Source organism: Lentihominibacter sp. (assembly GCF_046951855.1).
Lineage (GTDB): Bacteria > Bacillota > Clostridia > Peptostreptococcales > Anaerovoracaceae > Lentihominibacter > Lentihominibacter hominis.
Genome location: NZ_JBKTXS010000003.1, coordinates 62,549 through 82,716, shown reverse-complemented (window position 1 = coordinate 82,716; position 20,168 = coordinate 62,549). Strand labels below are relative to the sequence as shown.

12 protein-coding genes and 2 riboswitches are annotated in these 20,168 nt (G+C 41.1%); all 12 genes read left to right on the top strand.

The features are described from left to right. Positions 1–60: 60 nt before the first annotated feature. The 12 genes from ACLR96_RS01650 (at position 61) to radA (ending at position 20,160) form a co-directional block, all read left to right on the top strand. The gene (locus ACLR96_RS01650) at positions 61–531 is read left to right on the top strand and encodes a VOC family protein (protein WP_177269563.1); all 471 of its coding nucleotides are present in this window, start codon (positions 61–63) and stop codon (positions 529–531) included. A gap of 256 nt (positions 532–787) precedes the next feature. Beyond that, a riboswitch (guanidine-I (ykkC/yxkD leader) is annotated at positions 788–888 on the top strand. A gap of 47 nt (positions 889–935) precedes the next feature. After that, on the top strand, positions 936–1,289 hold the full coding sequence (locus tag ACLR96_RS01645; protein WP_177269561.1) for an SMR family transporter: 354 nt from the start codon (positions 936–938) through the stop codon (positions 1,287–1,289). Beyond that, on the top strand, positions 1,286–1,600 hold the full coding sequence (locus ACLR96_RS01640; protein WP_177269559.1) for a DMT family transporter: 315 nt from the start codon (positions 1,286–1,288) through the stop codon (positions 1,598–1,600). Before ACLR96_RS01645 ends, ACLR96_RS01640 begins: the two co-directional genes overlap by 4 nt. Before the next feature lie 19 nt (positions 1,601–1,619). After that, a riboswitch (cobalamin riboswitch) is annotated at positions 1,620–1,878 on the top strand. 177 nt (positions 1,879–2,055) lie between these two features. Further along, entirely contained in the window at positions 2,056–3,240 is a 1,185-nt protein-coding gene (locus ACLR96_RS01635; RefSeq protein ID WP_412265085.1) for a DUF4430 domain-containing protein, read from the top strand. A 38-nt stretch (positions 3,241–3,278) separates the two neighbouring features. Beyond that, complete coding sequence (locus tag ACLR96_RS01630) at positions 3,279–11,840, top strand: DUF4430 domain-containing protein (protein ID WP_177269557.1); 8,562 nt, start codon at positions 3,279–3,281, stop codon at positions 11,838–11,840. A gap of 66 nt (positions 11,841–11,906) precedes the next feature. After that, the gene (locus ACLR96_RS01625; RefSeq protein ID WP_177269555.1) at positions 11,907–12,155 is read left to right on the top strand and encodes a cysteine-rich small domain-containing protein; all 249 of its coding nucleotides are present in this window, start codon (positions 11,907–11,909) and stop codon (positions 12,153–12,155) included. Positions 12,156–12,175: 20 nt separating this feature from the next. Beyond that, positions 12,176–13,075 (top strand): energy-coupling factor transporter transmembrane component T, encoded by a 900-nt coding sequence (locus tag ACLR96_RS01620; RefSeq protein WP_412265084.1) that lies wholly within the window; start codon positions 12,176–12,178, stop codon positions 13,073–13,075. Then, positions 13,048–14,721: an energy-coupling factor transporter ATPase gene (locus ACLR96_RS01615; protein WP_177269551.1), complete on the top strand. Its 1,674-nt coding sequence runs from the start codon at positions 13,048–13,050 to the stop codon at positions 14,719–14,721. The genes ACLR96_RS01620 and ACLR96_RS01615 overlap by 28 nt, the downstream gene beginning before the upstream one ends. Continuing rightward, the gene (locus tag ACLR96_RS01610; protein WP_177269549.1) at positions 14,703–15,449 is read left to right on the top strand and encodes an ECF transporter S component; all 747 of its coding nucleotides are present in this window, start codon (positions 14,703–14,705) and stop codon (positions 15,447–15,449) included. The genes ACLR96_RS01615 and ACLR96_RS01610 overlap by 19 nt, the downstream gene beginning before the upstream one ends. Next, the gene (locus ACLR96_RS01605) at positions 15,446–16,297 is read left to right on the top strand and encodes an energy-coupling factor transporter transmembrane component T (protein ID WP_177269547.1); all 852 of its coding nucleotides are present in this window, start codon (positions 15,446–15,448) and stop codon (positions 16,295–16,297) included. The genes ACLR96_RS01610 and ACLR96_RS01605 overlap by 4 nt, the downstream gene beginning before the upstream one ends. A 172-nt stretch (positions 16,298–16,469) precedes the next feature. Next, positions 16,470–18,428 (top strand): elongation factor G, encoded by a 1,959-nt coding sequence (locus ACLR96_RS01600; protein WP_177269545.1) that lies wholly within the window; start codon positions 16,470–16,472, stop codon positions 18,426–18,428. 274 nt (positions 18,429–18,702) lie between these two features. Beyond that, positions 18,703–20,160: a DNA repair protein RadA gene (radA, locus tag ACLR96_RS01595; RefSeq protein WP_177269543.1), complete on the top strand. Its 1,458-nt coding sequence runs from the start codon at positions 18,703–18,705 to the stop codon at positions 20,158–20,160. The last annotated feature ends 8 nt before the right edge of the window (positions 20,161–20,168 follow it).

The following is a 20,168-nucleotide window of genomic DNA, read 5'->3' as shown; positions in this document are numbered from 1 at the left end:
GCATTTTTTTATATGAGCAGGGCTTTTAGATGCGCTTTTGCTCCATTAGGAGGATTAATTATGAAATTGAAAAATTTGCTGTTGGTTGTCAGCAATATAGAAAGGTCAAAAAAGTTTTACGGTGATATTTTTGGTCTTAAGCCTGTTTTAGATTTTGATGGCAATGTGGTGATGACAGAAGGGCTGGCTCTTCAGGACAGACAGATATGGGAAAAGCTGATAGAAAAGAAAGTGGTTTTTGGAGATGCTAATGCCGAGCTGTATTTTGAAGAAAATGATATTGATGGATTTCTCGAAAGGCTGGAGGATTATCCGGAAGAGATAAAATATCTGAACAGGGTGAAAGAACACCATTGGGGTCAGCGTGTTGTGAGGATATATGATCCGGATGGCCATGTTATAGAAATCGGAGAGTCTATGGATTTTGTTGCCAAGAGATTTTTTGGATCAGGAATGACAGTTGAAGATGTTGCAAAGAAAACTCAGATGCCTCTTGAGTATGTCAGGTATATCTGTGAAAATGCGAGATAAGGTGAGATGCTGTGATTTAAAGCGAATGCCACCATTTTCATGGAGGTAATGATATGAAATTTTCCGAAAAACTGAAATACTTAAAGAAAAAATGAATATTCTCAGGAACAACTGGCGGAATTGATTAATGTTTCCGCAGGTTATCACGAAATAGAAGAATTTTATTCGCATAGTAAACTTGTTACAAAGAAATTCATGTATTCGAGTAAAATGAAATATTCACTTGCGTAACAGACGGATAATAGCTATAATATAAAAAAATGCTTTCTAGGGTTCCGATTTGCGTTTGCAGCAAGTGCTGGTCCGAGAGGAAGCTGCCTCAAAAGAGGGACACGGAGGGATAAAAGCCCGGGAGAAGTATTTTGCTTTTCCCGGGTTTTTCAGTTTAATAGGAGGAAAGGTATATGAAGAAAGATAATAAAACGGCGTGGATATGTTTGGCTGCCGCAGGGCTTATAGAAATAATATGGGCGTATTTTATGAAACAGTCTCATGGTTTTACAGTCCTTGTGCCTTCAATAGTAACTATAGCATTTCTTATACTTAGCTTTTTTCTGTTGGAAAGAGGTATACGGACATTCGGTATAGGCATGTCATATGCGATTTTTACTGGGATAGGGATAGCTGGAACTACGGTAATCGGTATAATTTTGCTTGATGAAATACTGAGCGTGGCAAAAGTTATGTCTCTGCTGGTGCTGATAACCGGAATAATAGGGTTGAAATTTTGTGAGGAAGATGAAGGTGAGCAGCAATGATGTGGATAGTATTAGTATGCGCTTCTTTCTGTGAACTGGGATTTACCGTTTGTATGAAATTGTCTGACGGATTTAAGAATAAAAAGTTTACAGTGCTTACAGTTTTCATAACAGGGCTCGGGATATTCCTGCTGTCGGTGGCCACCAGAACTCTGCCTCTGGGGATAGCATATGCTGTCTGGACAGGGCTTGGGACTGTATTTACAGTTCTGTTTGGAATTTTGGTGTTCGGAGAAAGCAGAGATAAGAAAAAAATATTTTTTATACTGCTGGTAATTGCAGGAGTTATAGGTCTGAGGCTGTGTGGGTAAAAAAACATTGACAAAAAATAGCAACAGTTATAGCATAGGTATATAAATGAATATTTCAAGTTAGACATATATCGGAAGCCGGTGAGAATCCGGCACTGTGTCTCAGCAACCGTGATATTTACGAAAGGACAGGCTATGTAGTTGTATGACTGCAAGGCAAGTCACTGAAGCGGAAGTTTCGGGAAGACGTCTCAGTAGGTTTTGGAGAATTATTATGTTCGGGATGGCTCCATGATAAGGATTAAGTCGGTAGACCTGTCAGCTTGATGCGTAAGTCTTCTGAGGTGAGACGGAGTATATCGTTAAAAATTGAGCAGCGCATTACGGCAAAATTCAATTATTATTTTTTGTGTAAAAATGTGAGGATTTATATCTGCTCAGTTTTGTGTTGTGTATATTATCGTAAAGCGCCCTCGGAAAGGACGCTTTTTATTATGCGTTAAATAGGAGGAAAAGTGAGAGTAAAGAATAATAAGAAACTACTTAATATCATTATGGTGATACTGATAGCTGTCATAGCGTTTTGCGGTTTTATGACTGTTGCAGGTATTAAGGGCTGGTTCGGAGCTCAGAGAAGTTATGCGAAAGCAGATGATGTGACAGGTGTAGTGAATGTCAAAAGAGACGGTATATCATATACACTTGAAAATAAAGCTGCTTTGCGTACAGATGATATGATTGAGACAAGATCAAGCTCCGGTGCGTCTGTAGAAGCAGGGGAAAACACAGTTTACATGGCGGAGAATACAAGAACCGGGCTGGATGGGCTTGATGAGGAATCTTTGTCTATAGAGATGGACAGCGGAGAGCTGTTTTCCATACTTAATGAAGGTTCACAGTTTGATGGGATTACAGCCGGAGAATGTGAAATATCGTCTGACGATGCTGTATTTTCTGTAAATATGCAGACAGGATCTACAGGAATAAAAGTTTTTAAGGGGTCTGTCGAAATAAAGACGCAAAAAGCTGAAGAAACGGTAAAAGAAGGGAAAACAGCAGATATTGTAAAGTCAGACATATCAATATCAGATCTTGAAGCGGAATCCCTTAATGATTTTAATATAGATAAGGCTCTGATAGCTGATAAAGACGGACATCATCTTTGCTTCAGCAAAGATGATATTAATAAAGTTACTGCCGATAGAAAAAAGCAAATAGAAAAGACTGAGAAAGAAGAGGAAGATCATAAGAGAGAAGTCATAGAAGCAGGAGAAAAGGGTCTGTCCTCAGGCTCTAAGACATCGGGTATCAGTGAAAAGATAAATACCTGTACTATACAGATAAGATGCGACTCTATACTCAGCAATATGGAAAGTCTCAAAGCCGGAAAGGAGAGATTCGTGCCTTCAAATGGAGTAGTACTGGCTTCATCTGCAGTTGAGTTCAGAGATGGAGAAACAGGTTTTGATGTGCTGAAAAGAGCCTGCAGCTCAGCCGGAATTCAGCTGGAATATTCATATACGCCTGCGTATGGCAGTTATTATATAGAAGGGATAAATAATCTTTATGAGTTTGACTGCGGCAGCAGATCAGGCTGGATGTATACTGTCAATGGCTGGGCGCCTAATTACGGATGCAGCTCTTACGAAATGAAAAAGGGCGATGTAATAGTCTGGAATTATACGTGCAATGGGATATAGCACTTAGAGATGGGAAGAAGATATATTGGAGGCAAGAAATGAGTGAGAGAAGAAGAAAAGGTAAAAGTTTAGGAGCAGTATTGATTCTTATGATGCTGTTCACTTCTCTGATGCCGTCATGGGCATATGGTGGGGAGATATCTTCATCAGATCCGACAGTTACCAGCAGGGAAATGGGGACAGCAGCGGAACCGAAAATAGAGAAGGATATTCCAGAAGAGGAAATCTCATATGAAAAAGGAGAAAAAGCAGAGCTTCTTTGTATTGAGGCATCATCTTCAGATGGAGGAAATATTTCGTATCAGTGGCAGCAAAGTACAGACGGAAAGATTTTTTCTGATATAGAAAATTCCATTGAAAAGGAATATCTTCCGGACACTGATACTGCGGGAAAAACGTATTATAGAGTTACAGTGACAAATACTTTGGGCGAAAGCAAAGCTTCAGCAGAGAGCAAGACAGTTCTCGTAACGGTGATCCAAGACGAAGAATCGGCAAAAATAGGGGATACGGCAGTAAAGACGGCGGAAATAAACGATTCGGAACCTGCAGGCAAAGGCACCGAAACGGAGCCCTATGAGATTGAAAATGCTTCTCAGCTTCGGTGGTTTGCCGAGAAAGTAAACGGCAGCGCCAAAAAAAGTACATCCGAGTTATGCGCAGTACTGGAAGAGGATATAGATATTTCAGATAAGGAATGGATTCCTATAGGCCAGACTGTCAATATATACAGTGATTATGTGATTTACGGAGGCACATTTGACGGAAACGGAAAGAAAATTACAGGCCTTAATATCAATAACGATAAAGCTTATCAGGCATTCATAGGATATGCCAAGGGCGCAACTGTAAAAAATCTCACACTAAACGGGAGTGTTACTACAAGCACATCCGGCACCAGCTATGCTGCCGGTGTAATCAGTTATGGGGAGGCTTTTAGCATTGAAAACTGCGTAAACAATGTGAATGTCACAGCTGTTAGTAAGGGATATGCTGCAGGCATTGCTTCAAGAGCAGGAGCAGGCAGCAGCATAGTAGCATGTACAAATAACGGTAAAATATCAGGCTGCGGAGATTACGTGGGAGGAATAACGGCGACAGCCATGGGCGCTGATATCTCCAATTGTTTCAATAATGGTCAAATAGTAAACAAAGGTAAGCCGAGTTCATATGCATACTGCACAGGAGGAATAGCAGGTGGGGCATCCAGCAGTTCAGTTATTTCTATGTGCGGCAATACGGCGGGCATAACGAGTACATTGAAACGCACAGGCGGTATTTCCGGAAGTCTTGACGGAACTATTGAAAAGTCTTTTAATACAGGGAATATAACAGGGATATACGGAGTCGGCGGTATTTTAGGCGATTCGGCAGGAAAATCATCAACAGTTGAATCATGCTATAACTCAGGCAGTATCAAGGGGATTTCTCCTGTTAATGATTTCAATGATACTAATGCTAAAGGAATAGGAGGAGTAGCAGGTGGAGTATCCGGCGTCAGCTATAGTTTAGATGTTAAGCATTGTTATAATACGGGGAATGTAAGTAAGGATACTAATGTTTCCGATGTAACATGCGGCGGCGTGATAGGAAACAGCAGCGGCAAGAATTATAGCGGAACTTCCACAACAGGACTTGCAAAAGCAGAGAGCTGCTATTACCTTGAAAGTGCATGCGATCAAGGAGATGGTTATTCTCAGGATACAAAAGGGATTTCATCTAAAACATCCGGTGAAATGAAGTCTGCGGACTTTGCTGCGGAACTTGGAGGGAATTTTGCCGTAGATCCGGATGGGGGAATGCCGATATTGGGATGGCAGGACCCCAATTCACAGTATGCAGTAAAGTTTATTATCAATCCTGCAGAAGCCCACTTGACAGTGGAAGACTCGGCAGGAAAAATCGTAGATCCGTCTGAAGGCGACTCAAATATTTATTATCTAAAAAACGGTAATTACAGTTATACGGTATCATGCGATGAGTATGATACTGTAAGCGGAGAATTTACCGTTGCTTACGGAGGGCAGGAGATAAGTGCAGCTTTGCAGGTGAAAAAATATGATTATGTATTTGAAACAGAGCCTGAGGATATACAGCTTGCGGTCAGAGATAAGGATGGCAGGGAACAGACTCCGATGGCAGACGGAAGGACTTACAGTCTGCCTAAGAGCGGAAACCCTTATCAATACGAAGCGAAGGCATATGGATACACTTCAAAGAGCGGATCTTTTAATGTAAAGGGAAATAAAGATTCAGACAAAAAGATCATATCTCTTGTGAAGCAGCAGACATATAAAGTATCAATACCTTTTGTCAAAGAGACAGGAGGGCAGGCTTCTGATACTGTTATAACAGTGGCAAGCAAGGAATATCCGCAAACAGTTATCACTGCAGAGAAAGACGGCAGTTTTTCATTGCCTAACGGGAATTATACTTATAGGGTATCGAGTGCCGGATATAAATCTGTAAGCGGAGAGTTTACGGTGAACTATGCGGATCTGACAGTGGATGAAGCATACCTTGTCATACAGACTGTATGGGACGGAGAAACAACTGATGAGCCGTCTAAAGACAAAGACGGAGTGTATCTTATAAGTACGTCTGACGAACTCATGTGGTTTAACAAAGAAGCGGATCTCAAAGCTTCTGCTAAGCTTACGGCGGACATAAGGATAAATGAATCTGTAAACGTAGACGTAGGCAGCAGTATATATGAATGGACTCCTAAAGGTATATCAAGCAGCAAGGCGTATACAGGTACTTTTGATGGAAACGGACATACTGTTTCGGGTTTGTATATCAATAATAAGGCGCTGTCAAATACGGGATTTTTCGGATATGTGGGAGCAGGCGGAGAAGTGAAGAACCTGACGATTTCTGACAGTATCATCATGTCATCGGCAAATTATGTGGGAGCCGTTGCAGGGGATTCTAAAGGAAACATCACAAACTGCCATACTACATCATCTGTATCAGTCAGCGGAAAAGGATATATAGGGGGAATAGTAGGAGAGCTGGACAGCAACATATCAGTTTCTAAATGTTCTAATCTGGCCAAGGTAGCAGCAACGGGAAATTATGCAGGTGGTATAGCCGGCCGCGTATACTCCAATGCCAGTGAAGCTCTTACTGATTCATATAATGCAGGCAGCGTTGAAGGCGCCAGCTTCGTTGGAGGAATAACAGGAAGCCTATATATGGGAGGAACTGTTGAGGGCGTATATAGCATAGGGTCTGTAAAGGCATCGGCAGAAGCAGGAGTTGCCGGAGGTGTTGTAGGAGAATTCAGATATGGACATATAAAGAATGCATATTCTGCAGGCTCTGTCAGCACTGCGGCAGTAGGCAATGCCGGCGGCATAGCGGGGAGTCTGGGATATAAACCGGAATCAGTTGACAGAGTATATTATCTTGACTCAACAGCAGAAGAGGCTGTGGGAAAAGAAGGCGATTATGCTATTCAAAACGGCAGTATTCTGCCTAAGACATCTGATGAACTGAAAGTCCTCACATGTGGCGTGGAAGAATCAGAGCTGGGTGAATTATTTACTGCTGATGAAGAAGGCATAAACAATGGCTACCCGGTTCTTTTATGGCAGACGGATAAGACCGCAACAGATCCTGACGGACCTTCTCCTTCGGAAGACGGATGGGACGGAACTGCATCAGAACAGGCACCTGAACAGATAGAGGGCGTTTATCAGCTTGAATCACCGGGAGATTTGAAGTGGTTTGCAGATTCTGCCGAAAATACCCCTGATATAAAAGGTGTCCTGACTGAAGATGTGGATCTTAATAATCAGCCGTGGGAACCTATTGGAGGAAACCGTGAAGAAAAAGCTTTTCTGGGAATGCTGGACGGAAACGGATATACTGTAAACAATCTTTATATAAAAGGAGGCAGCGGAGCCGGGCTGATTGCCTATAATAAAGGAAGCATCAAAAATGTCATTATATCAGGCTTGATCAAAAATGCCGATAACAGCGGAGCGGTAGCAGGATATAACGAAGGATTGATATCAGAAGTGATATCCAATGTAACCGTATCCGGCGGCAATTATACATCAGGTATATCCGGCGTCAATTTAAAAGGCGGAACCATAATAAAGTGTACGAATAACGGAAATGTTTCAGGAGGTTCATATGTGTCCGGGATAACTGCCTCAAACAAGGGCGGCAGTATATCGGAATCAGTAAATACCGGACTGGTGACAGCAACAGGGACATTTGCTGCAGGTATAGCTGCAGACAATACCAATGATAAAGATTTTGATGGAAATATAAGCAGATGTGTCAATAGCGGACACATTATAAGTACTGCAAAAAGTAGGTCTGCTTTTGTAGGAGGTATAATAGGCCGCAATGACAGTAATGTATTGTCTCTTTATAATACCGGAAATGTAGTGAGCCGAGGAAGCGGAGTAGGCGGCTGTGTGGGAATAAACACTGTAGGATCTAAGGCAGAAAAACTGTATAGCATAGGCGATGTCAGCGGGGCTTATCAAGAGACTGAAAGCAGCGAGGAATTTCGCGTAGGCGGAGCCGTAGGAGAAATGGTCAGTGGTGTAAGTGAAGCTTATTATTTGAACCTTCTCGATATCGCAGCAAGCGGATCCAACGGAGGAGAAGCAGTTCCTCTTGCAGAGATTCTGATCAAGGCAGAGTCTCTTATGGAAATGACAGATTTAAAAAAGGCAATAGATGGATCTTTAACGCTTCCGAAGTCCATATGTGTAGGCGATACTGTAAGGGCTTCTTATAAGAGCGGAAACAGTAAAGAGCCTATCTTTGTATGGTATCGTGACTGGAGTGGAGAGCAGGAGGTGTTGGCTGTTTCTGATACATATACTATACCTAATGAACTCGTAGGAACAAAGGTATATGCTAAATGTATGGACAACAGTCTGTCAGGAATAGTAAAGGGTAAATCAGAAGAAATAGAAGGATTCACCGGGACTGCGAAAATAAACGGATATGCGGTAGAGGGGCATAAGCTCACGGTAAAATATTCAGGAAGTGAATCTGCCTCTGCTTTGAAATATCAATGGTATAGAGGAGCTAAAAAAATAGAAACAGCGACAGAAGAAAGCTATCTGCTGACAAATGAGGATCTGGGAAAAGATATAAGTGTTATCGTGTCAAGTAAAAATATGCCGGGTGAAATAACAGCAAAAGCAGGCACTGTCAAAACTGCTGAAGATGCAGGTATATGGCCGGAGAGCCAGTGTGATGAACCTTCACTCAAGGGAGGCGTATATGAGATTTCCAGTGAAGCCCAGCTGAAATGGTTTGTCAATAAAGTAAACGGAGGAATGACCTCTGCAGATGCGCAGCTTATACAGGATATAACGCTGACAGGAGAGACATGGTATCCTATAGGAAATAACAGTAATGATCCATATTCTGGAGCATTTGACGGCAAAGGTAAAAAAATAACAGGATTGGTTATATCAGCGGCAAAAGATGATCAGGGACTGTTTGGCAGCATAGATGGGAAGGGAACGGTGAAGAACCTGAACCTTTCAGGCAATATAAAGGTCAGTGGCTCCGCATCAAATACAGGAGGGATAGCTGGATATACCGAAGGAAAAATCGTAGGATGCACATTCTCGGGAAGCATAGAAGGCATCAGTGAAGTAGGCGGAATAGCCGGACAGCTGGGACTTAACGGAAAAATAAGTCAGTGCGGGAATTCGGCGGCATTGACCGGCAAAGAACGTATAGGAGGAATAACAGGTACGGTTGCTTACGGTACTGTCAGTCAATGTATCAATACAGGTCAGGTAGGAATAAGCGGGACATCTTCTTATGTAGGAGGAATTTCGGGGGTCATGACTAATTATGCTGTAGTGGAGGCAAGTTATAATACTGCAGCAGTGAAAGGAAGTAAATATAAAGGCGGAATAGCCGGAGAAGCGACGGTTTGTGCGGCTCCTCAAGGTTGTTACAATATCGGTGAAGTAGAATCGGGAGCATATTCGTATGGCGTGTTGGGAAACATTTCAGGAACCGAATATATAACGCAGACAACAGGCAGTTATTATCTTGCGGAAGATGAAAGTATGGCTACAGATAAAACTGCCACGGGAGTAAGCTCTTCCGGAATGAAAAAAGACAATTTCATTACTTTGCTTAACAATCAGGTAGGAAGCAGATATTTCGTATCAGATTCAAAAGGATTGAATGAAGGATATCCTGTATTACAGTGGGAATTGACAGGAGCTTCTGAAGGAGGTTCATCAGGGGAGGAAGAACCTCAGCCGGGAGAAATAAAAGTCAGCATAACTCTTATAGGTGATACGGCTCATGGTCCTAATGTACAGCATGAAAAATATTATGACTGGATAGAGAAAAAATCGTATACTCTGAAATTGGGATCAACTGCATTGGATTTGTTTAAAACGGCTATTAACGATGCAGGGATGGAATATGAGATGAGCGGCAATAGTTATGTATCGGCTATATACGATCCTGAAACCGGCATAAATTTGGCAGAGCTTACCAATGGTCCGCGAAGCGGATGGATGTATACTATAAACGGTAAATTCACTGATTATATGGAAGCTGTCACTTTAAAGGACGGAGATGATATGAGGTTTTTCTATGTTGATGATTACAGTGAGATTGACTGGGATGGAGACAAAACACCTCAGGAGTCTGCGGATGAAGTAGAAGCTCTCATAGACAGTATACCTGATGTGGATAAATTGATCTTATCAGATGGAACTCTGGTAGATAAGGCAGACAGCGCTTATAATTCTCTGAATGATGAGGCGAAAGCACTCGTTTCATCTGCAGCCAAAGCAAAGCTTGAAGCTGCTGTTTTAAAAATAAATGAGCTTCGAAAAGAAAACCAAGAGTCTATAGATAAGATATATGCAGATACAGGAGATACTTTGCTTGATAAAGCGAACCAATACAGTCTGACTGTCGGAGCGTCTCACGGTGACTGGGCGGCTCTTGGACTTGCCAGGGCAGGTGTAATTACTGAAAGTGTTTCAGAACAGTATAGCCAAAATGTAATTAAATATGTCAGAAAAAAGGGCAGCGCCAAACTTCACAGTACTAAATCCACTGACAATTCCAGAGTGATACTGGGCCTTACGTCAATAGGTAAAGATGTTACAGATGTAGCAGGTTATAATTTACTGGAGCCTTTGGCAGATCTGGATTACGTGAATGAACAGGGTATTAATGGTCCGATCTGGGCACTTATAGCGCTGGATTCTTACGACTATGACGTACCTGACGCACCTGAAGGAAAAGTACAGACAACCCGTGATGCACTGATAAGCTGTATACTGGACGCGCAGCTTAAAGACGGAGGATTTTCGGCAGGAGAAAAAGATACGGAAGTTGATATAACAGCGATGGCATTACAGGCTCTGGCTCCGTATTATGACACTGATAATAAAGTGAAGGCTGCTGTAGATAAAGCATTGGGCAGGCTTTCGGATATGCAGGGAAGTGACGGTAAGTTTAGAGCTTATGGCACCGCCAACGCAGAGTCAAATGCTCAGGTTATTGTAGCTCTCACGAGTCTTGGCATTGATCCGGCAGACGATGGAAGATTTATTAAAAACGGAAATAGTGTGATGAATGCGCTGTTGTCTTTCTACAGTAACGGCAGCTTTATGCATACTATGTCAAGCTCTGCCGCGGAAAACGGTATGGCTACCGAACAGTCATATTATGCGCTGGCATCGTATTACAGATTAAAGGGAGGAAAGACGAGCCTGTTTGATATGACTGACGTTAAAGAAATGACAAAGATAGAAGAAAAAGGTTTTGCCGAAGAAAATCAAGCATCTGAAAATAAAAATACCGCCGGCGCTGAAAAGAAGGCTTCAGGAAAAACTAAGAGTGTGAAGGCCAAGCTTACGACTGTAGAACAGGTGATGAGCATGATAGAAGCAGTTTTGAATCCTGATGATCCTGATAAGGCTTTGCCTTCAGATTTGTCAAAGCTCACGGAGCAACAGCTGGATTTAATAATAGAGGCATATAACGCATACGACTCACTAAGTGATGACGAGAAACTTCTTGTAAAGAATTATACAGAATTTAAAGAGCTTCTTGATAAGCTTGGGAAAGTACTGCACAAAGATTTGCAGACTGGTATAATGGCAGAAGATATACAATGGCATTATCGTCTTGTGGTAAAAGAAACAGATTTTGATAATGATACGACTGACAGCATAAGACGTATTCTGAAAGAGGATTCAGATATTCTTAAAACATATGATATATATTTTGAAGATCTTTTGACAGGAAACCAATATGAGCCTTCAGACCTTGTAAAAATAAAAATTCCAAAGCCCGATATGAAGGATTTTGATTCTACAGTGATCGTACATGTGGATGATGGAGGAGATATACAATTTATAAAATGTGAAGAAAAGAACGGATATATAGTATTCAAATCTCAGGATTTTTCACTGTATGCTGTGGCAGGTGTTGAAGGTTCGTGGAATGATCTTTTTGGTGTGGGTACGTTGGCTGTATATCATATGGCATGGATAATAGCTGCAGCTATAGCTGCCTTCGCTTTGACCACCTTGATTATAGTAAAAAAGAGAAACAAGCATGGTGATTCATAATATCTTGAAAAAACGACGTCCAACTGATATCATATGTTGGTATACGGAATCGGGAGAGGATGAAAAATGTTTTTTAACAATAGTGGCTGTGAGTATTTCCCATGTCATGAAGTAGAAGATAAAGAAGATTTTAATTGTCTGTTCTGTTACTGTCCTCTGTATACTCTGGGAAGTAAGTGCGGCGGGCAGTTCATATATTTGGACAATGGGATAAAAGACTGCAGCGCGTGCCTTATTCCTCACAGAAGGAATTCATATGAATATATAAAAAGCCGTTTCAGTGAGCTTGCCGAGCTTGCTGAAAGAAATAGATAATAGAAAAATATGGTATATATATGACAGATCACAGAGATACCTTTTCAACATATAGCCCGGCAGTGAATTTCATGTTTTTTGCAGGAGCTGTCGTGATGGGGATGTTCCTGATACATCCCCTTTTTCTGGTATGTTCTGTGATTTTGTCTTTAAGTTATTGTTTTATTGTAAATGGTAAAAAAGCAATAAAATTGGCAATAGGACTTATCCCGGTTTTTTTCGCAGTATCCTTGCTGAATCCTGTGTTCAATACAGATGGTGTTAAAATACTATTTACTTATTTTGCGGGAAGGCCATATACATGGGAAGCTCTTTGCTATGGCATGGCAATAGGCGCTATGTTTATAACTATAATGCTCTGGTTTGCGTGTTATAACAAAGTAATGACCAGTGATAAATTCATGTATATTTTTTCTCATATGATTCCTTCTGTTTCACTGGTACTCACGATGGTTTTAAGGCTTATACCAGGATACAGCAGAAGACTCATGCAGATTTATTGGGCTCGCAGATGTACAGGTAAATCCGGGGAAGGCATGTATATGTCAAAACGCCTGAGAGAAGGGATGACTATTGTTTCAGCTCTTGCCACGTGGTCTCTGGAAGGCGGCGTAATCACTGCTGACAGCATGAAAAGCAGGGGATATGGGTGCGGAAGGCGAAGCAGCTTTTCAAATTATTCTTTTGAGGTTAGAGATAAGATTATGGTTATATTCATGGCAGTTCTTATGTCAGCTGTTGCAGTCAGTTGTTGGCTGGGAGCGGCAGATGTGGGATATACGCCTGATATTTTTATCAGCAGTCTCAGTTCTTTTGAATCTGCTGTCGGTATGGGTTCTTACTGTATATTTTTGTTTATTCCCACTGGGGTCAATATTATGGAGGCAGTTAAATGGCGCATTTTGAAATCAAAGATCTGACATTTTATTATCCTGGCAGGGAAAATCCTGCCCTTGAACATGTAAATCTTTCGGTGGCGAAGGGAGAATATATTACTATATGCGGTAAAAGCGGATGTGGCAAGACTACTCTTCTCAGACATCTAAAAGGTGTTTTGTCTCCTCATGGCAGAAAAACAGGTGAAATTTTTTTTGATGGAAAGCCTTTGGAAGATATGAATCTGAAAGAGCAAGCTGTAAAAATAGGGTATGTTATGCAAGATCCGGATGATCAGATTGTTACAGATAAAGTATGGCATGAACTTGCTTTTGGCCTTGAGAATCTCGGTACCCATCAGCGTACAATGAGGCTGCGAGTCGCTGAGATGGCCAGTTATTTTGGCATACAGGGCTGGTTTCATAAAGATGTAAAAGAGCTTTCAGGCGGACAGAAGCAGCTTTTGAGTCTTGCTTCCATAATGGTTATGCAGCCTGAAGTTCTTATACTGGACGAGCCGACCAGCCAGCTTGATCCCATTGCTGCGGCAGATTTTTTAGGGACAGTGCGTAAGATAAATCTGGAGCTGGGAACGACGGTGATAATTACCGAACACAGGTTGGAAGACATATTTCCTGTTTCAGATAGAGTGATAGTATTGGATAAAGGCAGGATAGCAGCTGATGAAAGACCTGAAAAAATAGGTGAGCTGCTGAGGGGAGAACATAACGATATGTTTGCGGCTATGCCTTCTCCTGTACAGATATATTACGGAACAAAAAGTCAGCTGAAATGCCCTCTGACTGTAAGGGATGGAAGAAAGTGGCTGTCTGAGGAATTAGGCAACCGAAAAATAAGTGTAAAAAGTCTGGAGAAAAAAGACGGGCCATATGAGGAAAAAAACGCCGGAAATACTGTTGTACAGCTAAAAGAAGTATGGTTTAGATATGAGAAAAATTCCCCTGATATTCTAAAGGGACTGTCCATAGAGATAACTGAAAACCAACTGTTTGCAATAGTAGGAGGGAACGGTACCGGAAAATCTACTGCGCTGAAAACTATTTGTAATATATGCAGGCCTTATCGGGGAAAAGTGTTGATAAGAGGGAGACGAATTGAAAAATACAAAAACGGAGAGCTTTTTAAAAACAACATAGTTATGCTTCCTCAGGATCCTAAAAGTCTCTTTGTTAAAAAAACTGTGAAAGAAGAGCTTGAAGAGATGGAGACAGATTCAGATGAAAATAGAGGAATTTCCATAGAACGCGTAATCAGTTTATGCGGCATAAAAGATCTGCTTAATCACCATCCATATGATCTTTCAGGAGGAGAACAGCAAAGGACGGCACTTGCGAAGGTGCTTTTAACAGATCCTAAAATATTACTTCTGGATGAGCCCACAAAAGGAATGGATAATTTTTTTAAGATAAAATTTGCAGAGTTGCTGAATGAGCTTAAAGAAAAAGGTGTTACTATAATCATGGTTTCTCATGATATAGAGTTTTGCGCTAAATATGCTGATAATGTCAGTCTGTTTTTTGACGGTAGTATCATTACCTCTGATACCCCTGACAGGTTTTTTTCTCATAATAGCTTTTATACTACGGCTGCAAACAGAATGAGCAGGCACATATTCAGTGATGCAGTTACTAATGAGGATGTGATAAGATTATGTCAAATGAATCGATGAGAGTGAAAACAGTTATGAAAAGAAAATATCTGTTGATGACTATAGCAGTTGTTTTTATATTGATACCGGCTTTCATGATACTCTCCTTATACATGGGAGGCAGGAGTTTTTATGTATGTGGAGTTGTTATTATTATTCTTGCGATGATTCCTTTTGCAGCGGCATTTGAAGGCAAGCGTCCTAAGGCCAGAGAATTGACTGTCATTGCAGTGATGTGCGCTATAGCAGTCATATCCAGAGCGGCTTTTATTATGCTGCCGCAGGTCAAACCAATAGTAGGGATCATTATAATAGCAGGAATATCATTAGGTCCGATTTCGGGATTTTTGACAGGATGTGTCAGTGCTTTTGTCAGCAATTTTATGTTTGGACAGGGTCCATGGACTCCGTGGCAGATGTTTGCTTACGGCATGGCAGGCTTTATTGCCGGTCTTTTGAGCAGGAAGGGGATAATCACTCCCGAAAAAAGGATATTTGTTACTGTTTTTGGCGGTCTTGTTATAATGATTATAACAGGGCCTCTTCTTGACACATGTACACTTTTCACTATGAGCAGTACAATAAACATATCTTCTGCACTGATGGTATACAGTGCAGGAGTTCCTTTTAATGGTGTTTTGGCAGCGTCTACTATGGCAACTCTGTTTATCCTGTGCAGGCCTATGACCGAAAAACTCGACAGAATAAAGACTAAATACGGAATGATGAATGAGGATGGATTTATATGAGATTTGACAGTTATCATCCGCTGATAAATTTTATATACTTTTCGGCAACTGTGATTTTTACAGTGATCTTTGATCATCCTGTATTTGTCGCTCTTTCCTATATATCATCGTTTGCTTATTCCGTTAAATTAAGAGGGCGAAATGCAGCAATGTTTAATGTTTGTTTAATACCGTTTGTCCTGATATATGCTTTTATTTATTCTTATTACAATCATTTTGGGATGACGCCTCTTTGCCAGAATGCAATAGGAAACAGCATAACCTTAGAAGCTGTAATATACGGATTATCCACAGGTGTTGCATTAGCTTCTGTGATGATGCTTTTTTCCTGTATCTTTGAAATTTTTTCTTCTGACAAAATAATTTATCTTCTGGGGAGAATTTCTCCGGGACTTTCGCTTTTGGCCTCTGAGATATTGAGGCTTATCCCCAGGTTAAAGAGTCAAAACCAAAAAATAAAGATTTCTCGGAGTTCTATAGGAAAAAAAGATGGATTTTTACGTACAGCTTGGGCGGTTATAGGATGGTTTTCTGAAAGTTTTATGGAAAGTCTTTTGTCTATGAAATGCAGAGGTTTTTTTCTCAGAGGAAGGACCGCATTCTCTATATACAGATTCGATAACCGTGACAGAGGATTTGTTCTGGCTGTAACGCTGTGTGTAACATTGATTCTGGTGGGCGCTGCTCTAAATCAGACTAACATATATTATGATCCGGAGATAATAATATATGAAGTAACACCAATGTCATATCTTTTCTATTCAGCTTATGCCATATTGTTCCTTCTTCCTCTCGCTGTTGAGATTCTGTGTGAAATTAATTTCAGAAGACAAAAAAGAAGTTCTTAAAAATAATTACTTTTTATATATGGACGGTTAGATTTTAAAAAGAGTTTTCATAAGCACATACATTAAATAGAATTAAAAATTCAGAAATATTGGAATTTAATTTTATTGTAATAAAACCTCCGCAATGATATAATGTTCCCATCTTACAAAAATGATTAGGAGGTCTTAGTTAATGAAGGGCTATACAAGTGAAACCATTAGAAATGTTGCTCTGTTAGGGCACGGCGGATGCGGAAAGACAACTTTCCTCGAATCTGCGTTGTATGAGACAGGCGTTATCCCGAAAATGGGAAAAGTCGAAGACGGTAATACTGTATCGGACTATGACAAAATGGAGGCCGAAAAAGGATATTCCATCAATACCTCTGTTGTTCCGATAGAGTGGAAGAACAGCAAGATCAATTTTATCGATACGCCGGGATATTTTGATTTCGTTGGTGAAGTAAATGCAGCTCTTAGGGCAGCTGAGGCCGCAGTTATTTTGGTAGATGCGGGAGCAGGTGTTCAGGTAGGTACGGAAGCCGCCTGGAATGCATGTGAACGGTATAAGACGCCAAGATTCATTGTCATAAATAAAAGAGATAAGGATGAATTTGATTATCATAAGACTTTCGCTGAACTTAAAGAGGCTTTTGGCGAGACTCTCATTCCTTTTAGCTGGCCTATTACCACTGAGATAGACGAAGAACTCAAGGAAGCTATCGCTATGGCAGATGATGAGCTGATGGAAAAATATTTTGAAGGCGAGGATTTCTCTGATGAAGAGATAAAGAAAGGTCTGGTAAAAGGTATTTCTGACGGAGTTATAGTGCCGGTATGCTCATCAGCGTTTGAACTGGGGCATGGTATTGAGGGTCTGCTTGATCTGCTGATAACTTATGTGCCAACACCTCTTCAGCATGGACCGTACAAAGGGTTTAACGATAAAAATGAACCTGTTGAGAGAATATCTCTTACAGATGCGCCTATGTCTGCGTTTGTGTTCAAGACTATAATAGATCCGTTTGTTGGGAAGATATCACTGATGAAAGTGGTTACAGGTAAGATCAATTCAGGTACCGAAGTGTATAATGAGAGGGCCGGAAAGTCGGAAAAGCTTGGAAAGCTGTTTTTCCTTCGCGGTAAAGAACAGCTGGAACTGAATTATGCTGAAGCCGGAGATATAGTGGCTGTAGCAAAATTACAGTATACCATGTCAGGAGATACTCTCTGTGACAAGAGTGACATCATAAGATATCTGCCGCTCGATTATCCATCTCCTACATACTTTATTGCCATAGAAGCAGAGAATAAAGCCGATGATGAAAAAATGGGTACAGGACTTGCAAAATTGAGAGAAGAAGATCCGTCATTTGTAGTGGAGAGAAATCCCGAGACACATCAGACATTGTTGGGCGGACAGGGAGATATACAGCTTGGAATTATACTGGCTAAGCTTAAAGACAGGTTCGGAGTGAGCGTAAAGACGATTCCTCAGAAGATAGCTTACAGAGAGACTATCAAAGGCGCATCGGATGTACAGGGCAAACATAAAAAGCAGTCGGGCGGTGCAGGTCAGTACGGAGATGTACATATAAAATTCTCTCCGTCACAAGAAGAATTTGAGTTTTCTGAAGAATTATTTGGGGGTTCGATTCCTAAGAATTATGTTCCGGCAGTTGAGAAAGGTCTCATAGAGTCCATGGAAAAAGGTCCTCTGGCAGGCTGCAAGGTAGTGAATGTTAAAGCTGTTTTATACGATGGGTCATATCACGACGTGGATTCTAACGAAATGGCTTTTAAGATAGCAGCATCGTTGGCGTTCAAAAAGGGTATAGCAGAAGCTAAACCTTGCCTTCTCGAACCTATAATGCATATGGAGATATATGTTCCGGATGCTTATATGGGTGACGTCATGGGAGATATGAACAAGAGAAGAGGCAAAATCCTGGGAATGGAGCCTCAGGCTAACGGAGGACAGAAACTTTTGGCTGAAGCGCCTCAGGCAGAGCTGTTCGATTATGCTTTGGGTCTTAGATCAATGACTCAGGGCAGAGGAACATTTGATATGAGATTCGAGAGATATGAAGAAGTTCCAGCTCAGATAGCTCAGAAAATAATCGCTGAACATCAGGAGAAGCAGGATAAATAAATATTATTGATTTAAGCAGAGGCGGTATCGGAAAAGAAATTTCTTATCGGTATACAGTCTCTGTTTTATTTTTTTGAATAAAAGCTGAAATTTTATGTTTTAAGGATATTTTTGAAATAGCAAAGTTTTTTTTTAATCGGTAATTATCTTTAAAAATTTGAAAATGGTTATGCGGACTAAAAATTTACATATAGAAGATCTGATGTAAAAATCATTGACTTCATTCCAGTACTATATTATTCTATATTGAGAACGGATGTTTGCGGAGGATGTTATGGCGAAGAAAAACAAAACTGTATTCGTATGTCAGGAATGCGGATATGAAAGTTCAAAATGGATGGGACAGTGTATATGCGGAGCATGGAATTCCATGGTGGAAGAAAAGGCTATAGATTTTGATACCGAAGACAGGAGACGGAGGACATCTTCAAGAGACGGAGCAGGCAAGGAACGTTTTGGAATGTCAGCGGGAGCCATAAATTCCGGAGCAGGTAAACCCGTTAAACTGAGGCAGGTTTCATCAGGAGAGAAAGACAGAATAGATACAGGGATAGGAGAGCTTAACAGAGTTCTGGGAGGAGGTCTGGTCCCGGGATCTCTGACACTTATTTCCGGTGAACCCGGTATAGGGAAATCTACCATAATAATACAGGCAGCGGCACATATAGCATATGGTAAGGGTACGGTTCTGTACGTATCGGGAGAGGAGTCGGAAGAACAGATAAAAATGAGAGCAGACAGAGTCTGCGGACAACTGTCAGATGATCTTTTTATTTTAGCGGAAACTAATATAGAGAGTATAAGTGAAGTCTGCATGAAGCTGAAGCCCAGATTTTTGATAATAGATTCTATACAGACAATGTACAGCTCAGAGCTTGATTCGGCTCCCGGCAGTGTTTCTCAAGTGAGAGTCTGCGGCAATGAGCTTATGAGAATAGGAAAAGTTTATAATATACCTGTATTCATAGTGGCGCATGTGACAAAAAGCGGGGATCTTGCAGGACCGAGGATTGTAGAACATATGGTGGACTGTGTTTTAAGTTTCTCCGGTGAGAGGAGCCATGAAATGAGAATACTCAGGGCTCAGAAAAACAGATTTGGGACAACCAGTGAGATAGGAGCCTTTGAAATGGCTGAAGAAGGCCTTATAGAGATAGAGAATCTGTCCGGGACTCTGCTGGAAGAAATGGAGAAAGACAGCGAAGGCTCTGTGGTTACAGCAGTGTATGAAGGTACGAGACCTCTTGTTTTAGAGGTACAGGCGCTTACTTCCCAGACAAATATAGGATTTGCCAGAAGAACATCTATCGGTGTCGAAAACTCCAGACTCAATATGATATTAGCAGTGCTTGAGAAGAAAATGGGATTGTCGCTTATAAATCAGGATGTATATGTGAACATTGTGGGAGGAGTACGTCCGGAAGGAACATATACCGATCTGGCAGTAGCTCTGGCTGTGTATTCCTCTTATAAAGGTAAGGCTATAGGAAGCAAAACCATTGCACTGGGGGAAATAGGCCTTACCGGTGATCTCAGGGCTGTACAGAATGGCGAGAAGATTCTTAAAGAAGCTGCTAAGCTTGGGTTTGAGTGTATTGTTCTTCCTGTAAGAAATGCCCAAAGACTGAAAAAAATATCGGCAGAGATAAATGACAGGAGAAAGGCAGAAGGAATTGCAGGAGTTCAGCTTATCGGTATTAAAAATATAGCAGAGATACAGAGATTATTTTAATTGCATGT

What these genes read in the sequence shown, in the direction of transcription:
- ACLR96_RS01610 (WP_177269549.1), top strand. Translation starts at nt 14,703, where the DNA reads ATGTCAAATGAATCGATGAGAGTGAAAACAGTTATGAAAAGAAAATAT.
- ACLR96_RS01600 (WP_177269545.1), top strand. Translation starts at nt 16,470, where the DNA reads ATGAAGGGCTATACAAGTGAAACCATTAGAAATGTTGCTCTGTTAGGG.
- ACLR96_RS01630 (WP_177269557.1), top strand. Translation starts at nt 3,279, where the DNA reads ATGAGTGAGAGAAGAAGAAAAGGTAAAAGTTTAGGAGCAGTATTGATT.
- ACLR96_RS01605 (WP_177269547.1), top strand. Translation starts at nt 15,446, where the DNA reads ATGAGATTTGACAGTTATCATCCGCTGATAAATTTTATATACTTTTCG.
- ACLR96_RS01625 (WP_177269555.1), top strand. Translation starts at nt 11,907, where the DNA reads ATGTTTTTTAACAATAGTGGCTGTGAGTATTTCCCATGTCATGAAGTA.
- radA (WP_177269543.1), top strand. Translation starts at nt 18,703, where the DNA reads ATGGCGAAGAAAAACAAAACTGTATTCGTATGTCAGGAATGCGGATAT.
- ACLR96_RS01640 (WP_177269559.1), top strand. Translation starts at nt 1,286, where the DNA reads ATGATGTGGATAGTATTAGTATGCGCTTCTTTCTGTGAACTGGGATTT.
- ACLR96_RS01620 (WP_412265084.1), top strand. Translation starts at nt 12,176, where the DNA reads ATGACAGATCACAGAGATACCTTTTCAACATATAGCCCGGCAGTGAAT.
- ACLR96_RS01645 (WP_177269561.1), top strand. Translation starts at nt 936, where the DNA reads ATGAAGAAAGATAATAAAACGGCGTGGATATGTTTGGCTGCCGCAGGG.
- ACLR96_RS01615 (WP_177269551.1), top strand. Translation starts at nt 13,048, where the DNA reads ATGGCGCATTTTGAAATCAAAGATCTGACATTTTATTATCCTGGCAGG.
- ACLR96_RS01650 (WP_177269563.1), top strand. Translation starts at nt 61, where the DNA reads ATGAAATTGAAAAATTTGCTGTTGGTTGTCAGCAATATAGAAAGGTCA.